This window comes from Bradyrhizobium ontarionense, assembly GCF_021088345.1.
Taxonomy (GTDB): Bacteria; Pseudomonadota; Alphaproteobacteria; order Rhizobiales; family Xanthobacteraceae; genus Bradyrhizobium; species Bradyrhizobium ontarionense.
Genome location: NZ_CP088156.1, coordinates 5591124 through 5608983, shown reverse-complemented (window position 1 = coordinate 5608983; position 17860 = coordinate 5591124). Strand labels below are relative to the sequence as shown.

10 protein-coding genes are annotated in these 17860 nt (G+C 66.7%); 3 read left to right on the top strand and 7 right to left on the bottom strand.

Annotated features, from left to right (window positions below):
- Positions 1-16 precede the first annotated feature (16 nt).
- The 3 genes from LQG66_RS24795 to LQG66_RS24785 all read right to left on the bottom strand — a co-directional run bounded on the left by LQG66_RS24795 (position 17) and on the right by LQG66_RS24785 (position 4297).
- Positions 17-994 (bottom strand): TRAP transporter substrate-binding protein, encoded by a 978-nt coding sequence (locus LQG66_RS24795; protein WP_231318280.1) that lies wholly within the window; start codon positions 992-994, stop codon positions 17-19.
- Positions 995-1182: 188 nt separating this feature from the next.
- Complete coding sequence (locus LQG66_RS24790) at positions 1183-1821, bottom strand: Rossmann-fold NAD(P)-binding domain-containing protein (protein ID WP_231318279.1); 639 nt, start codon at positions 1819-1821, stop codon at positions 1183-1185.
- Between the two features lie 157 nt (positions 1822-1978).
- Entirely contained in the window at positions 1979-4297 is a 2319-nt protein-coding gene (locus LQG66_RS24785; RefSeq protein WP_231318278.1) for a Tex family protein, read from the bottom strand.
- A gap of 196 nt (positions 4298-4493) precedes the next feature.
- Here LQG66_RS24785 and LQG66_RS24780 point away from each other — a divergent pair, with 196 nt between their 5' ends.
- Positions 4494-6554: an ATP-dependent helicase gene (locus LQG66_RS24780; protein ID WP_231318277.1), complete on the top strand. Its 2061-nt coding sequence runs from the start codon at positions 4494-4496 to the stop codon at positions 6552-6554.
- 254 nt (positions 6555-6808) lie between these two features.
- Here the strand turns inward: LQG66_RS24780 and LQG66_RS24775 are convergent, their stop codons facing one another.
- Positions 6809-7762 (bottom strand): fatty acid desaturase, encoded by a 954-nt coding sequence (locus tag LQG66_RS24775; RefSeq protein ID WP_231318276.1) that lies wholly within the window; start codon positions 7760-7762, stop codon positions 6809-6811.
- Between the two features lie 16 nt (positions 7763-7778).
- Positions 7779-8810, bottom strand: a complete 1032-nt coding sequence (locus LQG66_RS24770; protein ID WP_231318275.1) for an alpha/beta fold hydrolase — start codon at positions 8808-8810, stop codon at positions 7779-7781.
- A gap of 877 nt (positions 8811-9687) precedes the next feature.
- On the opposite strand from LQG66_RS24770, the gene LQG66_RS24765 reads away from it, so the two are divergent.
- Positions 9688-10740 (top strand): LLM class flavin-dependent oxidoreductase, encoded by a 1053-nt coding sequence (locus LQG66_RS24765; RefSeq protein WP_231318274.1) that lies wholly within the window; start codon positions 9688-9690, stop codon positions 10738-10740.
- 222 nt (positions 10741-10962) lie between these two features.
- Here the strand turns inward: LQG66_RS24765 and LQG66_RS24760 are convergent, their stop codons facing one another.
- Entirely contained in the window at positions 10963-13077 is a 2115-nt protein-coding gene (locus tag LQG66_RS24760; protein WP_231318273.1) for a tetratricopeptide repeat protein, read from the bottom strand.
- Between the two features lie 402 nt (positions 13078-13479).
- Here LQG66_RS24760 and LQG66_RS24755 point away from each other — a divergent pair, with 402 nt between their 5' ends.
- A complete protein-coding gene (locus LQG66_RS24755; RefSeq protein WP_231318272.1) occupies positions 13480-17019 on the top strand; it encodes an autotransporter domain-containing protein in 3540 nt (1179 codons plus the stop codon).
- Positions 17020-17092: 73 nt separating this feature from the next.
- Here the strand turns inward: LQG66_RS24755 and LQG66_RS24750 are convergent, their stop codons facing one another.
- Positions 17093-17785: a flavin reductase family protein gene (locus LQG66_RS24750; protein ID WP_231318271.1), complete on the bottom strand. Its 693-nt coding sequence runs from the start codon at positions 17783-17785 to the stop codon at positions 17093-17095.
- Positions 17786-17860 lie beyond the last annotated feature (75 nt).

Sequence of the window (17860 nt, the reverse complement as noted above, 5' to 3'; positions counted from 1 at the left end):
GAATTGCCCGGCTGTTTCACGGAGTGGACCTGATGGCGGCGAGCAGCTCCTTGCCGAACCGCTTCTCGAATTCGGGATCGAGCGGCTTGACCGCATCGACGAAGGTCTTGCGGTCGAAGGATTCGATGACCTCCATGCCGCCCTTGCGCAGATCGTCGAGTTTCTGTGAATCCAGCTGGGCCTGCCAGGTGACCTCTGCAGCCGCCTTGGCGGCCGCGACCAGCGCTTCGCGGTCACTCGCATCCAGATGCTCGAACACCTCGCGGTTGGCGACGAAGGCGATCGGCGCGAAGAAATGTCCGGTGAGCGTCAGATATTTCTGAACCTCTTCGAAGCGATTGGCCGCGATGGTCGCGACGGGATTCTCCTGGCCGTCGAGACGCCCGTCCTTGAGCGCGGCATAGACCAGCGGAAAGTCCATCGGCATCACATCCGCACCCAGGGCCTTGAAGGTCATCTGGTAGACGGGGTTCGGAATCACGCGGATCTTGAGGCCCTTGACGTCGTCAACGGTGCGGACGGGCCGCTTCGAATTGGTGAGGTTGCGAAAGCCCTGCTTGCCGAGCGCCAGCAGCACCAGACCCTTGTCGGCGAATTTGGCGCCGATCGCAGCCGCAACCGGCCCTTGCGCCACCGCCTTGGCGTGCGCGGTGTCACGGAACAGGAAGGGAATGTCGAAGACACCGAGCTCGGGGACGACTGCGCTGGCGATGCCGCCGGACACCACGGCGACGTCGACGGCACCGGTCCGGGCCGCGGCCAGCACCGCCGCTTCGCTGCCGAACGCGTTGCCGCCGCGCTCGTCGACGATGAGCCGCTTGCCCGTGAGCGCCAACAGCTTCTGCCGGAATTCATCGGCCCCGATCTGCTGCGGGTTCTGAGTTTGCGAATTGAAGACCAGCGAAACCATTCGTGGTGAGGCCGCCGCCTGCAGCGATCCGGCCAGTGCGGCGACAAATACCGCGAGGCAAAATTCCCAGACATGTCTACGCATAAGGCACCGATTCCGTGACCGAGGATGCCGAAGCTAACGAAAAAGTATGGTTAAGGTCTTAAGGGTGGAATCGCCATCAGGTTCAACTCGCCGGCCAGAGCGCCGAAAGCCGCGGCGCCCCCCGCACGCCGCGGACAACAGGCCGGCCGAAGCCCGTCCGGTGTCGCCGGCTCCAAGCCGCCATGCAACTAGGTCGGCGATCGACGCATCGCCCCCGACAACAGGATTCGCTTTCCCGCGATGGACGGAACGGTGGCGAGAAGCGCATCCGCAACATCACGCGCGTGAATGGGCTTGTAGTTCGACGGGATCAGGAAGCCGATGATCCGGTTCAGTGCGCCGCCCCATTCCTCGCCGGGCCGACTCGGCTGCCCCAGCTCCGCCCGCGCGCCCACGAGCAGCGACGGCCGCGCGATGACCAGGCCCTCGAATGGGAGCTCGGTCAGCTCATCCTCGAGCTCGCCCTTTACGCGGCTGTAGAAAATCCGCGACTTGGAATCGGCTCCCATGGCGCTGACCAAGCCGACACGCTTGGCGCCGCTCGCAAGCGCGGCCTTGGCAACGGCGAGGTTCGCATCATGGTCGATGGCGCGAAAGGCGGCCTGGCTGCCGGCCACCTTGATGGTCGTCCCGAGTGCCAGGTACAGCTCGTCTGCCGGCGGCAAAGGCGGCAGCGCCGCGAAGTCCACGACATGGGCCGTCAACTTCGGGGACGCACCCGGCGGCGCCCGCCGGCCGACGACGTGCACGTGGTCCACGGCCGGGTCGTCCAGCAGGCCGCGAAGAAGCTCCCTCCCGACGAGGCCAGTGGCCCCGGCGATGATCACGGTGCGGTTCGTCATGTTCGGTCCTCGCGCGCAGCCTGCCAAGCAAGGTAAGCATCACCGCGGAGATCCGGAAGACGGCAAAGGCACGACGTCGAATGCCATGACGCCGCGCAGGGGGCATGTCCTGCGCGGCGCCGGTTCGTCATGCAGCGATGCCTCAGACGCCCTTGCGCCGCTCCGCCGCCTTGGCCATGGCCGCGGCAAGCGCACCGCCACCGGACGGTTTCTCCTCGCGGGTGGTCATACGCGCCGCCGCCGCCGGCGGCCGCGCGCTGGTCCGCTTCTCCCCCTTCGCCGGCAGCGGATCGGACAGGCGAAGCGTCAACGAGATGCGGTTGCGCGGCACGTCGACGTCCAGCACCTTGACCTTCACGACCTGGCCCGGCTTCACCACCTCGCGCGGATCGTTGATGCGCTTCTCCGACATCGCCGAAATATGGATCAGGCCGTCCTGATGCACGCCGATATCGGCGAAGGCGCCGAACGCGGCCACGTTGGTGACGGTCGCCTCCAGGATCATGCCGGGCTTGAGATGGGTGATCTTCTCGACGCCCTCCTGGAAGGTCGCGGTCTTGAACTCCGGACGCGGGTCGCGGCCGGGCTTCTCCAACTCCTTGATGATGTCGGTGACGGTCGGCACGCCGAAGCGCTCGTCGGCGAACTTCGCCGGGCTCAACGCCTTCAGCACCTTGGTCTCGCCGATCAGCGCCTTGATGTTGCTCTTCGTCGCCTCGAGGATCTTCTTCACGATCGGATAGGACTCGGGGTGCACGCCAGAGGCATCGAGCGGATTGTCGCCGTCGCGGATGCGCAGGAATCCGGCGCACTGCTCGAACGCCTTCGGCCCGAGCCGCGGCACTTCCTTCAGCTTGTCGCGCGTCGGGAACGGACCATTGGAATCGCGATGCGCGACGATGTTCTGCGCCAGGCTCTCGCCGATGCCGGAGACGCGCGCCAGCAACGGCGCGGAGGCGGTGTTGAGATCGACGCCGACCGCGTTCACGCAGTCCTCCACCGTGGCATCGAGCGCGCGCGCGAGCTCATATTGATTGAGGTCGTGCTGATACTGGCCGACGCCGATCGAGGCCGGCGGCACCTTGACCAGCTCGCCGAGCGGATCCTGCAGGCGGCGTGCGATCGACACCGCGCCGCGGATCGACACGTCGAGATTGGGGAATTCCTTGGCGGCGAATTCCGAGGCCGAATAGACCGACGCGCCGGCTTCCGACACGATCGCTTTGGTGAGCTTGAGATCCGGCTTCAGCTTCATCAGATCGTTGACCAGCTTCTCGGTCTCGCGCGACGCGGTGCCGTTGCCGATTGCGACCAGGTCGATGCCGTGCTTCACGCAGAGCTGCGCCAAGGTCAGCATGCTCTCGTTCCACTGCCGCTGCGGCTCGTGCGGATAGATCGTGGCGTGATCGACGAACTTGCCGGTGCGATCGATGACGGCGACCTTGACGCCGGTGCGGAAGCCCGGATCGAGCCCGAGCGTGGCGCGACCGCCGGCCGGCGCGGCGAGCAGCAGGTCGCGCAGGTTCGCCGAGAATACGCGCACCGCTTCCTTTTCGGCCTCCTGCCACAGCCGCATGCGGATATCGAGCGCGAGCGAGGTCTTGATGCGGGTACGCCAGGCCCAACGCACGGAGTCGGACAGGAACTGATCGGCGGGCCGGCCCTGGCGCGAGATGCCGAAGGTCACCGCGATGCGGTTCTCGTACAGCGACGGGTCCTTGGAATCCTCCGGCTCGCCATCGCCGAAATCGAGCTGCAGCACCTCTTCCTTCTCGCCGCGCAGCATCGCCAGGATGCGGTGCGACGGGAGCTTGGTGAACGGCTCGGAGAAATCGAAGTAGTCGGCGAACTTGGCGCCCTCGGTCTTCTTGCCGTGCCGCACCGACGATTTGACCGCGCCGCGGCCCCACATCTCCTCGCGCAGCGAACCGACGAGATCGGGGTGCTCGGCGAAGCGCTCGACCAGGATCGCGCGCGCGCCTTCCAGCGCCGCCTTGACGTCCTTGACCGGATTGTCGCCGTCCTTCTTGATGAAGGCCTTCGCCTCGACTTCCGGAGCCTTCATCGGATCGCCGATCAGCATGTCGGCGAGCGGCTCGAGCCCGGCTTCCTTGGCGATCTGCGCCTTGGTGCGGCGCTTCTCCTTGAACGGCAGATAGATGTCTTCGAGGCGCGCCTTGGTGTCGGCGGTGGCGAGCGCCAGCTCGATCTCCGGCGTCATCTTGCCCTGCGACTTGATGCTCTCGATGATCGCGGTGCGGCGCGCATCCATCTCGCGCAAATAACGCAGCCGCTCCTCCAAGGTGCGCAGCTGCGTGTCGTCCAGCATCCCCGTCGCTTCCTTGCGGTAGCGCGCGATGAACGGCACGGTCGAGCCGCCGTCGAGCAGGTCGATCGCAGCCTGGACCTGGGCATCCCTGACGGAGAGCTCAGCGGCGATGATGGAGGCAAAATTCGACACGGTGTTCTTCCGAGATTCGTGACGGGGGCTGATTGGATAGGAGTGCACACGCGCCAGCGCAAGCGGCAGCCGGACGCTCTGTGGGCAACCGTGACAAAAAAGACTGGTTGCGAATCATGTAAAACGCTGTCGCGACTGGCCCATCTCGTTGCACATGCGGAGCAAATCGCAGATTCTTACGAGCTGAGGATGATTCGTGCAGGCCACCGCTGCGACATATCTCGACGATCTGAATCCGGAGCAGCGCCGCGCGGTCGAGCATGGCGGCGCCTTTGCCACACCGGGCCCGCCGCTGCTGATCATCGCCGGCGCGGGTTCGGGAAAGACCAACACGCTGGCGCATCGCGTCGCGCATCTCCTCGTCAACGGCGCCGATCCGCGCCGAATCCTGTTGATGACGTTCTCGCGCCGCGCCGCCAGCGAGATGAGCCGGCGGGTCGAGCGCATCGCCCGCAAGGTGCTGGCCGGCAAGGCCGAAGCGATCACCGCCGGGCTCACCTGGGCCGGCACGTTTCACGGCCTGGGCGCGCGAATGCTGCGCGAGCATGCCGAGCGCATCGGCCTCGATCCTGTGTTCACGATCCATGATCGCGAGGATTCCGCCGACCTGATGAATTTGGTGCGGCACGAACGCGGCCTGTCCAGCACGCAGCGGCGGTTCCCGACGAAGGGCACCTGCCTTGCGATCTACTCGCGCTGCGTCAATGCCGACATGCCGCTCGACGAGGCGCTGGTGCGGCACTTTCCCTGGTGCGCGGAATGGGCGGGCGAGCTGAAGGGCCTGTTCGCGGCCTATGTCGAGGCCAAGCAGGCCAATGCCGTGCTCGATTACGACGACCTGCTGCTCTACTGGGCGCAGATGATGGCAGATGCGACAATCGCGCAGGAGATCGGCGACCGCTTCGACCACGTGCTGGTCGACGAATATCAGGACACCAATCGGCTGCAGTCGCAGATCCTGCTCGGATTGAAGCCGAATGGAGCGGGCCTCACCGTCGTCGGCGACGACGCGCAGTCGATCTACGCCTTCCGCGCCGCCACCGTGCGCAACATCCTCGATTTTCCCGATCAGTTCAGCCCGCGCGCCGACATCGTCACGCTCGACCGCAACTACCGTTCGACGCAGCCGATCCTCACTGCCGCCAACGGCGTCATCGGGCTGGCGCGCGAGCGCTTCACCAAGAACCTGTGGACGGATCGCACAAGCTCCCGCAAGCCGCAGCTCGTGACCATCAGCGACGAGGCCGACCAGGCCCGTTATGTCGTCGCGCAGGTGCTGGCGAAGCGCGAGGAAGGCATCGCGCTGAAGCAGCAGGCCGTGCTGTTCCGCACGTCCTCGCACAGCGGGCCGCTCGAGATCGAACTCACACGACGCAACATTCCATTCGTGAAGTTCGGCGGCTTGAAGTTCCTTGACGCGGCCCACGTCAAGGACGTGCTGGCCTGCTTGCGCTTCGTCGAGAATCCGCGCGACCGCATCGCCGGCTTCCGCGTGCTGCATCTGATTCCCGGCATCGGCCCGGCTTCGGCGCAGCGCCTGCTCGATGCCGTCAGCGACAGTGCCGATCCGATCGCACGTCTCTGCGAGCAGCCGGCGCCCGCGCGCGCCGGCGACGACTGGACGGCCTTCGTGCGCACGCTGCAGCAGCTGCGATACACGGACTGGCCGGCCGATATCGAGCGCGTCAGGCACTGGTATCAGCCGCATCTCGAACGCGTCCACGAGGACGCCGAGGTGCGCAGCGCAGACCTGCTGCAGCTCGAGCAGATCGCGAGCGGCTATCCCTCGCGCGAGCGGTTCCTCACTGAGCTGACGCTCGATCCCCCCGATGCGACCTCCGATCAGTCCGGCGTGCCGCTGCTCGATGAGGACTATCTGATCCTCTCCACCATCCATTCCGCCAAGGGTATGGAATGGAATTCGGTCCATGTGCTCAACGTCGTCGACGGCTGCATGCCGTCCGATCTCGGCGCCGGCACAAGCGCCGAGCTGGAGGAAGAGCGCCGGCTGCTCTATGTCGCGATGACCCGCGCCAAGGACGACCTGCATCTGCTGGTGCCGCAGCGCTTCTTCGTCCACGGCCAACCGGTGCGCGGCGATCGTCATGTCTATGCCTCGCGCACCCGCTTCATTCCCGAGGCGCTGGTGCCGCTGTTCGAGCGCACCAGCTGGCCGCGCGTGCAGCCAGGTCGGACCGTCGCCAGCCAGGGCCCGCGCATCGACTTGGGCGCCCGCATGCGCGAACGCTGGCGGTGAGCGGACGCCGCCACGGCAGCAGCGTTCGCACGGTGCTGATGGCCGCGCCCTCTCCCCTTGTGGGAGAGGGCATCACCGATACCAGCGTCGTACTCACTCGGGTGAGGGGTTTGTCTCCACAGCATCACCGCCTCTGCGGAGACAAACCCCTCACCCGGCATGATCGAGCTTTGCTCGATCATGCCACCCTCTCCCACAAGGGGAGAGGGTGCACCGAGGGCGTGGCGATTGCTCGAACACGAACTCATCATACGTCAGCCTTCGTTTCCCTCCCACTGCGCACGAAACCACGCCCGAGTCTGCCGCGTCACCGCGATATAGCCCTGCCCACGATGCGTGATCTCGCCGTCGACGATCTCATGCAGTTGCGGCAGCGCATGGAACGGCACTGACGGATAGGCGTGGTGCTCGACGTGATAGGGCATGTTCCAGGCGAGCCAGTGCACGAAACGCGTGGTGAACGTCGTGCGGGTGTTCTGGAAGGCGCTGCGGGTGTGGTCGCAGCCAACGTGTTCGGCATAGAGATAAGGCCGCAGGATCAACTGGCCCAACAGCAGCGGCAGCACCCAGACCCAAAGCAAGAGCGCGCTGTGAAGAACGAGCGAGCCGAACAACAGCAAGGCGTAGCCGGCGACGTAATAGCGCGCCTCGCGCACGATGCCGGCGCGGCGGCCGGCCGGCACCCACGGCACGGTGACCTGCCCGGTGACGGCATGCTTCAGCAGCAGCCGGAGCCGGCCGGCGACCTGCTGCAGGCCAGAATAGGCGATCGCAAGCTGCGTCTCCGAGCGCGGCTTCGGGCCGACGATCAGCTCCGGGTCCCGGTCGGGATCCTGGGTGTGGCGGTGATGCTCCCAGTGGAACAGGCCGTAATATTCGTAAGGAAGCCCGATCACGAAGCCGGAGATGGTGCCGACGGCGACGTTCAGCGCACGGCTGTCGAACGCGGTCTTGTGCGCGGTCTCGTGCACGGCCATGAACAGGAACGCCACCAGCACGCCCTGCAGCAGCATCAAGGGCAACGCCGGCAACACGCCGTAAGCCGACGCGACCAGCCAGATCAACGTGCCCATCGCGATGATCGCGCCGTAATGGCCAAGCGTGCGCAACGCGCCCTGCAGGTTCGATCGTCTGCACAGCGCCTGCAGCATCGCCGGCGTCAGCAGCTTCGGGCGGGGCGCGAACTCGTCGGTGGTCACATCGGACATGCAAAGAGCCCTGCGGTCAGCTGTTGAGAAGGGCCGACACTGCGACTTTGATGAAGTCGCGGTCGGCCGGGATGCGGATCGGATTGCCGGCACGGTGGCCGTGGATCGATGGGATCGGCCGTAGCTCGGGGGAGCCGGCGTTCACCAGCTTGGGGAGTTCGCGCTCGTTGTCGCGCCAATCGAAATAGCGGTCGGTCCGGCCGGGCATCAGCAGCATGCGTGCGGTGATCGCGCCGAGCGCGCGATCGAGATCGCCACCAAAGGCCGCGCAGTTGCTGATGTCGCCGCCCTGCCAGATCGCGATCTGCGTCAGCAGGTTGTTCGCGTCGCGATGCGCGAAGGCGGTGTCCCAGACGCCGGCGAGATAATCCTCCTGCGTGGCAAAGCCCTGCTCGCGCCAGACCTCGTCGCGATAGAACTCGTAGGACATCGCCCATCCCGCATAGATGCGCCCCATCGCCCGCAGCCCCGCCACCGGCTTCTCCACGAAGCGGCCGCCTCTGTACGCGGGATCGGCGGTCAGCGCCGCCTTCACGGAGTCGAGGAACAGATGGTTGTAGGGCGAGCAGCGCGCGCTGCCGCACACGACCGCGGCGCGCTCCACCATGTCGGGATGACAGGCAGCCCAGTGATAGGCCTGCATGCCGCCCATCGACCAGCCATAGACCAGCGCGATCCGGCTGATGCCGAACCGTTCGACCAGCAGCCGTCGCTGCACCGCGACCGCATCGTGATAGCTGATCACCGGGAACGGCGCGCCGCCGGGCAGCTCGGACGTATTCGACGGCGATGACGACAGCCCGTTGCCGAACAGGTTCGGGATGATGATGAAATAGCTGTTGGGATCGAGCGCGCCACCCGGCGCGACCAGCCATTCGGTGTCATAGTGCTGGGCACCGAACGATGTCGGATAGAGGATGACGTTGTCCTTGGCTGCATTGAGCGTGCCGTAGGTCTTGTAGGCGAGTCGCAGCGACGGGAACGTCTCGCCGGATTGCAGCCCAACATCGCCTGCCTCGAAGATCTGATAGTCGCTGTCTGAAGTCATGCACGTGATTCCGGGTGCTCAATGCGCCAAGCCTACGTGATGCGCGGCAGGCCCACACGCCCATTTTTTGGCATGGCCTGATCGCGCAAGAGGCGCGACTGGCAGTTCGGCTCGGCCGCGACGGCGCGTTCTCGCGGCCGGTTGCGCCCGAGTCTTGCCGGATGGAACACCCTCGAAAACGTGAGGGTGCAGGGAATGCCGGGTGAAGGCCTCACCCATGGCCCGCCTGCGAGAAAAATGCAGGCGGCAGGTACCACAGGTTCAGCCGATCAACCGGCATTCCCTGCGCGATGGGCTTACGGCTGCTCCGTGCTCTCCTCGGTGTCCGGGCTTGTTAGCCACCGTCGCCCGTGGGATCATCAAAACCCACCGGCTTGGCATCAGCGTCGGGATGCCGGGACCACACGGCTTGACCGTCCGCAGCAGATCGTTCGTCGGCGCGACAAGCACGCTGCGATCCACTCCGGCCACCGCCTCCCTGCCTCGCGTCTCGTGACGACCGCGCGTACGCCCCTCATCGATGAGGCAGGATGGGCGCAATAGAGCATAGTTTCTGGAAAAACGAAAGAGAAATTTTTCGGGCTCCTTCTGACCGCGGCGAGGGAGATCCAAGCTTGTGCTCCTCGTCTCTCCTCCGTCATGGCCGGGCTTGTCCCGGCCATCCACGTCGTCCGGCGGACCTGGATAGACGTGGATGCCCGGGACAAGCCCGGGCATGACGCGTCAGGAATTCGCAGGTGCCCTCGTCGCACGAGGTATGGTCGTCGCCCCAACACAGAAACCTTGTGTTTCGCCAGAGCCGCCTTGCAATCCGGTTCCGCCCCTTCCAGCTGACGAGCAGAGGCCGTATGACGGCCCGACGAAAATGGAATGAGACATGACCACAGCAATCGAATTCGGCCTGGACACGTTCGGCGACGTCACCCGCGGCGACGATGGCGCGATGGCCTCGCATGCCCAGGTGATCCGCGACGTGGTCGAGGAGGCGGTGCTGGCCGACCAGCTCGGCCTCGATTTCATCGGGCTCGGCGAGCACCACCGCGGCGACTTCGCGATCTCGGCGCCGGAGGTGGCGCTTGCGGCGATTGCGGCGCGCACCACGAAGATCAAGCTCGGCTCGGCGGTGACGGTGCTGAGCTCGGATGATCCGATCCGCGTGTTCCAGCGCTTCTCCACGCTCGACGCCGTCTCGAACGGCCGCGCCGAGGTGATCCTGGGCCGCGGCTCGTTCACCGAATCCTTCCCGCTGTTCGGCTTCGACCTGAAGGACTACGAGGCGCTGTTCGAGGAGAAGCTCGATCTGTTCGTCAGCCTGCTGCCGCAGCAGCCGCTGACCTGGCAGGGCAATCTGCGGCCGCCGCTCAAGGATCAGCTGGTCTATCCGCCGGTCGAGAAGGGCCGGCTGAAGGCCTGGATCGGCGTCGGCGGCAGCCCCGAATCGGTGGTGCGCGCCGCGCATTATGAATTGCCGCTGATGCTCGCGATCATCGGCGGCGATCCGAAACGGTTCGCGCCCTATGTCGAATTGTATCATCGGGCGCTCAAGCAGTTCGATCGCGAGGTGAAGCCGATCGGCGTGCATTCGCCGGGCTATGTCGCCGACACCGACGAGCAGGCGCGCGAGGAGCTGTGGCCGGACTACAAGACCATGCGCGACCGCATCGGCCGCGAGCGCGGCTGGCCGCCGATGGGCCGCGACGAGTTCGTGCAGGAGGCCGATCACGGCTCGCTCTATGTCGGCTCGCCCGAGACGGTGGCGCAGAAGATCGCCGCGACGATCAAGGCGCTCGGTATCTCGCGGTTCCAGCTGAAGTACTCGGCCGGCCCGCTGCCGCATGCCAAACTGATGCGGAGCATCGAGCTGTATGGCAAGGTGGTGGTGCCGCGGGTAAGGGAGTTGGTGGCGCAGACGTTGACGCCTGCGTCCTGATCGTCGGAGCCGTATTTGCCCTTTGGTAAGCCATCACTCGCGCGACACCCACTGCTGTCGTCCCGGCCTCTGCGCCGGGACCCATAGCCACCGAACGAAAATTTGCGAGGGCTGGTAACTCCAGCTCGCCCGACAACCTCCGCCGCGGAGTATGGGTCCCGGCGCGTAGGCCGGGACGACAGCGGAGGAGTGGACAGAGCACCCCTCACAATGCCGCCTTTGTCAGCACACGTCCAAAGTGCTCGGCAGCAGCAGCTCGCGCTCGCCCGCTGCCACCCGCGCAAGCTCCTCGGCCGCCCGCGCGAGCACGCCGTCCCAGGCCATCGGCCGGTCCTGCCGGAACAGCCGCATGGTCGGATACCACGGGGTGTCGGCGCGGTCGCGCAGCCAGCGCCAGTCGAGCGCGTAGGGCAACAGCACCCACACGGGGCGGCCGAGCGCGCCGGCGAGATGTGCGACCGAGGTATCGACGGAGATGACGAGGTCGAGCGCGGCGACGGCGGCTGCGGTCTCGGCGAAGTCCTTCAGCAGCGGCGCGAGATCGACGACGTCGGTGCCAAGCTCGGCGAGCGCGGGCGCATCGTCCGGCCGCGGCTCCTTCTGCAGGGAGTACAGCTGCACGCCTGGCGTCACGAGCCGCGGCAGCACGGCTTGTGCCGCCAGCGAACGCTGGCGGTCACCCTTGTGCCTGGGATTGCCGGCCCAGACGACGCCGACCTTGAGCTGCGGCGCGTGTCCGAGCACGTTGCGCCAGGCGGCGACCTTGATCGGATCGGCGGCGAGATAGGGCACGTCGGCGGGGATGGTCGCGAGCGTCGTGCCGAAGATGCGCGGCAGGTCCATCAGCGGCAGTTGCAGGTCGAACGACGGCAGCGCCTCGCCGCGCGCAACCACCGTGACGCCGTCCAGGCCAAGCAGCAGCTGCGCGAGCGCCGGCTGCACCTGCAGCACAATCGCGCCGCCCATCGTCTTCACCTGCGCCACATAGCGCACGAATTGCAGCGCATCGCCGATGCCGTATTCGGCGAACAGCAGCAGCGTGCGGCCGGCAAGCGGCTCGCCGTGCCATTCCGGCGCGTCGAAGCGCGGCATGCCCGCGGAGAGATCAGGACAGTCGCGCCCCCAGCGATGCTCGGCAAAGCCGTTGACGAGGTCGCCGCACATCAGGAGGAAATGCGCGTGATTGTAGCGCGCCAGCGCATTGTCGGGCGCGAGCGCGACCGCCCGGTGCGAGGCCGCCAGCGCGGCGTCGATGTCGCCGGCGTTGCGCAGCGCCACCGCGAGATTGGCGTGGCCCTTGGCGTAGTTCGGATCAGCCGCGATCGCGCGGCGATGCGCCGCGACCGCCGCGTCGGTGTCGCCGCGCATCTCACTGATGATGCCGAGATTGGTATGTGCCGGCGCATGATCGGGCTGCAGCGCCAGCGCAAGCTTGCAGGCGGCCGTCGCGCCGTCGAGCTGGCCCGTCCCGCACAGGCAGGCGCCGAGATTGCTGAGCACGACGACATCGCCGGGATTGAGCACCGCCGCGCGGCGATAGGCCTCGACGGCCTCGGCCGGGCGGCCGGCCTCGTGCAGCGCGTGGCCGAGCAGCCGCGCGGCGTTGGCATCGCCGGGCGCGAGATCGCAGGCCTGGCGATAGTGGATCGCGGCATCGGCGAAGGCGCCCTGCCGGTACCGGATATCGCCCAGGCTCACGTGAAGGCCGGCGTCGACCGGACGGGCGGCCAGCGCCTGCAGAAAAGCGGGCACGGCCTCCTCGTACTTGGCCTGATCGACGAGGACCTGCGCCAGCGCCCGCCAGGCCTCGGGATAGGCAGCGTCGCGCTGGAGCAGGTCGCGATAGACGGCTTCGGCCTCCGGCAGGCGGCCCTGCCGGCTCAGGGCGAGCGCAAGGTTCCAGCGCACGCGCGAGAGCGCCGGATCGAGCGCCAGTGCGTGGCGGTAGGCGGCCTCCGCATCAGTGAAGTGCGCGAGCTCCAGCAGCGCGGTGCCAAGCTTGCTGTGAATCGTGGCATCGAGCGGCCTCAGGCTCGCGGCGCACGCGAAGGCATCCGCGGCGCCGTCGCGCTCGCCTTTGACGGCCAAGGCATCGCCGAGCGTCACATAGGCCGGCGCGTGGTTGGGATCGCGCGCGAACACGCGGGTCAGCAGCGCAGCACCGTCCGCCATGCGGCCGTCGGCGAAAGCGAGGATCGCGGACAGATGCAGCGCCGGAAGATGATCCGGCTGGCTGTCGAGAATGTCGCCGCACAGGGCCTGCGCCGGACCGGCCCGCCCCGCATTATAGTGATCAGCCGCCTCGATCAGCAGCCGCTCGACAGCCACAGCCCCCATGATGTCCCCACGTCCCTACACTCGGATGCAAGCTTCAACGTGCGGCTGCGCGATTTCAGGCAGGTCTTCGGGACCGATGATGCTGTTCGAGCAGCATGCGGCGTGGATCGATGAGCTGGAGCCACCACAACCCTGGCCATCGAATCGATCAGCGCCACACCAAATTGTTAGTAAGACTCACGCTGCGCGAAGCAGGACTTTTCGCGCCCATCCTGGATTGTGTGTCTTTCCGACGACAGACACTGACTAATGGACGTCGCTAACAATCCGTTAAGAATCTGAAACAATCGGTAAATAGTGACGGCGGTGGGGCAAGAAGCTGTCCACCGCCGGTGCGCGGCTGTCCCCGCCGGACTCTCACGGGGTCCGGCATCATTGCTGGTGGTGTGGGGGCACTCGAAAATGTCGTCGTCTGCGTATCTGAAGTTCTGGAAATATGCCGCTTTGGGCTCGGCGCTGCTGCCCTTCGCCGCCAAGGCCGGCGACATCCCCACCACCCCGCCGGTGAACTTCACCAACTCGAGCACCGCGACGGTCGGCTCGACCATGGTGAACGTGGTTGATTCCTACACGAACCTGATGCTGAACGATCCGACGCTCGCCAACGGCACGGGCGTCATGGAGCAGAACCTCCAGACCGTCATCCGCATGACCAATGCGCGCACCACAGCGCAGACGCTGGAGGCGATCCACGACGACCGCACCAGTCAGCAATACAGCGTGCTGAACGGCCTCGGCGTACTCACCGGCTACTTCATGACCGGCACCGGCGCCTCGGCCAGCGGCACCACGCCGAACAGCCTGACGCCGACGACCTATGCGCCGTACACGCTGCAGAACTTCCAGTCGAACATCAACTATCTGAACAGCGCGAGCTGGGGCGCCACCAGCTTCGGCAACGGCACCGCGACGCCGCTGGCGTCCGCCGTGAACTTCGTCAACAACGTCGTCCGCAACAACTCGTCGACCGAGCCGTCCAAGCGCACCTTCGAGCGCTACATGGGGTCGACCGCGCCGGTGACCAACCCGGGCGCGTTCGGCGCATCGGTGAACCAGACCACGGTGAGCCCGCTGGCGGCGGCGTTCGGCAACTACAACGCCACCACCAAGACCGGGCTGACCACGGCCGACACCGCCAACATCGTCGTTCCCACCTATTACGGCAACCTCACGATTCCCGCCGTCTACGGCAACGCCACCAACTGGGTGCGCGGCTTCACCGTGACGCAGGCGATGATCGATGCGCAGAACACGGCCAACGGCACCAGCCTGACCTATCTGACGGTGCCGAATGTCGGCGCCATCGTGAACGGCGTGCTGCAGCCGACCCAGTTCACGATCGGCGACTATGTCCCCGGCATCGGCGCCGCCTCGCGGCCCTACCGGCTCTCGACCGACGTCAACGTGCCGACGCCGCTGCTGCAGATCATCAACAGCACCAACCCCTATGCCGATGGCGGCTTCATCAGCGGCCACACCAATTCCGGCTACACGCAGGCGCTTGGGCTGGCCTTCCTGGTGCCGCAGGAATATCAGAGCCTGCTGGCGCGCGCCGCCGATCTCGGCAACAACCGCATTCTCGCCGGCATGCACTCGCCGCTCGACGTGATCGGCGGCCGCGTGTTCGCGACCGCGATCGCGGCGACCAACATCTACAACGCACTGTATGATTCCAACGGCGACCGGGTCGACTGGACCAATCCCGCCAACACCTCTGCCTACGCGGTCTATCAGGCCTACACCCAGACGCAGTCTTATATCTCGCAATCCTGCGGCACCGTCAGCGTGCAGGCCTGCATCCTGCAGGCGCAGGGCGGCGCGGCCGCGATCGCCGCGGCCTCGAAGGACGTCAATCTCTCCGGCACCGATCCGTCGAGCTACACCTACCGCATGACCTACGGCATGCAGCTCGCCGGCGTCAGCACCACCTTGCCGGAGAACGTTCCGGTGCAGGCGCAGGTGCTGCTGCTGACGCGCTTTCCGTATCTGAGCGATGCGCAGCGCACCGAGATCCTGAAGACGACGGCGCTGCCGTCCGGCTATGCGCTGCTCGACGGCAACACCTGGGACGGCTGGGGCCGCATCAACCTCTACAAGGCGGCCTATGGCTACGGCGCCTTCAACGGCGCGGTGTCGGTCGCCATGGATGCGGCGCAGGGCGGCTACAACGCCTTCGACATCTGGAGCAACGACATCTCCGGCGCGGGATCGCTGACCAAGGCAGGCTCGGGCACCTTGGTGCTCGCCGGCAACAACAGCTACAGCGGCGGCACCACGGTCAGCGGCGGCGCGCTGGTGGTTGCGGCAGGCGCCGCGGTCACGAGCCCGATCAGCGTCGGCGCCGGCGCGACCCTGAGCGGCCTCGGCACGCTCGGCGACGTCAGCGTCGCCGGCACCTTGGCGCCAGGCTATCAGGCGGTCACGGGCCTCACCGGCCAGGCCGGCAAGCTCACCGTGCTCGGCAGCCTCGCCTTCACCAGCGGCGCGACCTACGCGCTGCAGTTCACGCCGGGCAGCTTCAGCACGACCAGCGTCTCCGGCACGGCGACGCTGGCGGGACAGGTGACGGCGAGCTTCGCGAGCGGCATCTATGCGGCCGGCAGCAAGGTCGCAATCGTCTCGACCGGGTCCGGCGTCAACGGCAAGTTCTCCGGCTTCAACACGACGATCACCGGCACCACCAACGTCACCCCGACCCTCAGCTATGACGGCCAGAACGCCTATGTCGCGCTGAACCAGGCCGCGCTGCCATCGCTGCCGACGACCGGCGTCAGCGGCAACGGCCGCAAGGTCTATGATGCGCTCAACAGCGCCGTGAACAAGGGCGGCACGCTGCCGTTACAGCTGCAGTCGATCTACTTCCAGAGCGCGTCCGGGCTCGGCGCGACGTTCAACCAGATCGCCAGCCAGAGCGCGCCGGCGGGCACGCAGAGCCTCGGCCAGAGCATGACGGGCTTCCTCACCACCGTGCTCGATTTCGGCGGCAATGGACGCAACGGCGGTTTCGCCTCGAACGGCAACGGCTCGCCGATGATGGCCTATGCCGAGGCCTCGAACGGCGCCGCGGGCAAGGCCGCGAAGATCTTCACGAAGGCGATGCCGGTAGAGCCCGTCTGGGCGGTGTGGGGCTCGGCGTTCGGCGGCGGCGGCCGCACCGGCGGTGATGCCGCGGCCGGCAGCCAGGATGTTTCGTCCACGATCTATGGTCTCGCCACCGGCGCCGACTATCGGCTGGCGCCGGACCTCACGGTCGGCTTCGCGCTCGCAGGCGGCCAGACCAGCTTCAATGTCGCGCAAGGCGGCGGCTATGGCAGCTCGGATTTCATCCAGGCTGCGGCCTATGCGACCAAGCGCTTCGGCCAGGCTTACGTCTCCGGCAGCCTCGCCGCGGGCGCGCATTGGATGTCGACGACGCGCAGCCTCGCGACCGGCGCCGTCGAAACGCTGCGGGCGAGCTACACGGCGCCGACCCTGGCAGCGCGGGCCGAGACCGGCTATCGCTTCGATCTCGGCTTCGGCAGCCTAACGCCCTATGCGGCCGTGCAGCTGCAGCAGGTGTGGAGCCCGTCCTACACCGAAACCAGCTCGCTCGGCGCCGCCGGCACCGCGCTCACCTTCGCCTCGCGCGACACGACCCTGCCGCGCACCGAGCTCGGTGTCTGGGCCGACCGCCGCATCTCCGAGACGTTCCTGGTGCGTGGCCGCGCCGCCTGGGCACACGACTACAATCGCGACGCCTCGGTCACGGCGACCTTCCAGACCCTGCCAGGTGCGAGCTTCGTCACGACCGGAGCGCGGATCGCCGCGGATTCGGCGCTGCTGTCGGGCGTGGCCGAAATCGCCCTGACGTCGCATTTCACGCTGTCCGGCCAGATCGACGGCCAATTCGCGCCATCAGCCACGTCCTGGGCCGGAACGGGGCGCCTGAAATATCATTGGTAAAGTGACCGCTCGCCGTAATCGGGAGCCGCGCCCGCAAGGTCGCGGCTCTTTCTTTGCCGACATTCAGACGGCCTCAACCCGCCACGGCATTCACCAGCGCCGGCGCCTTGCGCGCGCGGTCGACGTCGGGACTGCGATAGGCCGCTTCCGGAATGGTTGCGAGCCGCGAGTCGTCAAGGCGCGGGCCGAGGCCATAGAACTGCTGGAAGCTCATGATCAGCGGCCGCCACTTGTCAGGATCGATGCGGTCCTGCGCGCCGTCCATGAGGATGGCGCCGTCGACATGAACGCGCTGCACGCGCACCTCGATGCACTGGATGTGCCCTTTCAGCAGCGCGTCATCATCGGCAATGCCGTGCACCGCTTCGACGCGCGCCTCGAGCTGGACCGGACATTGGCGGACGCGCGGCGCGGCAACGGTTTCGGAGCTGGTTGCGGTGAGGCCAGCCAGGGCAAACTTGTCCGGCTCGTGGCGATAGCCTTTGCGGAGCTTCATCGCCGGCACCGGATCCGAGCCCGTGGTCAGCGCGAGGCGATCGACCGCGGCGACGAGATCGACCGACGGCAGGTTCAGCACGCACTCGCCGGTGCGCCGCATGTTCTGCGGCGTCTTCGATCCTGCCGCGAGGCCGAGCATGCAGCGCCAGCCGAGCCAGAACGCCGACGACATCGGCGCGAGGTTGAAACTACCGTCCGCGTTGACGGTGCTGATGAGGACGACGGGCGTCCCGAAATAGAGGATGCCCGGCTCGATCGTCGTGTGCATGATTCGATACTCCAGGTGATGCATGTCGGCGGCACCGTCGCGCGCCGCGCGGACGGGGCTCCAGCCTCCGTCTCA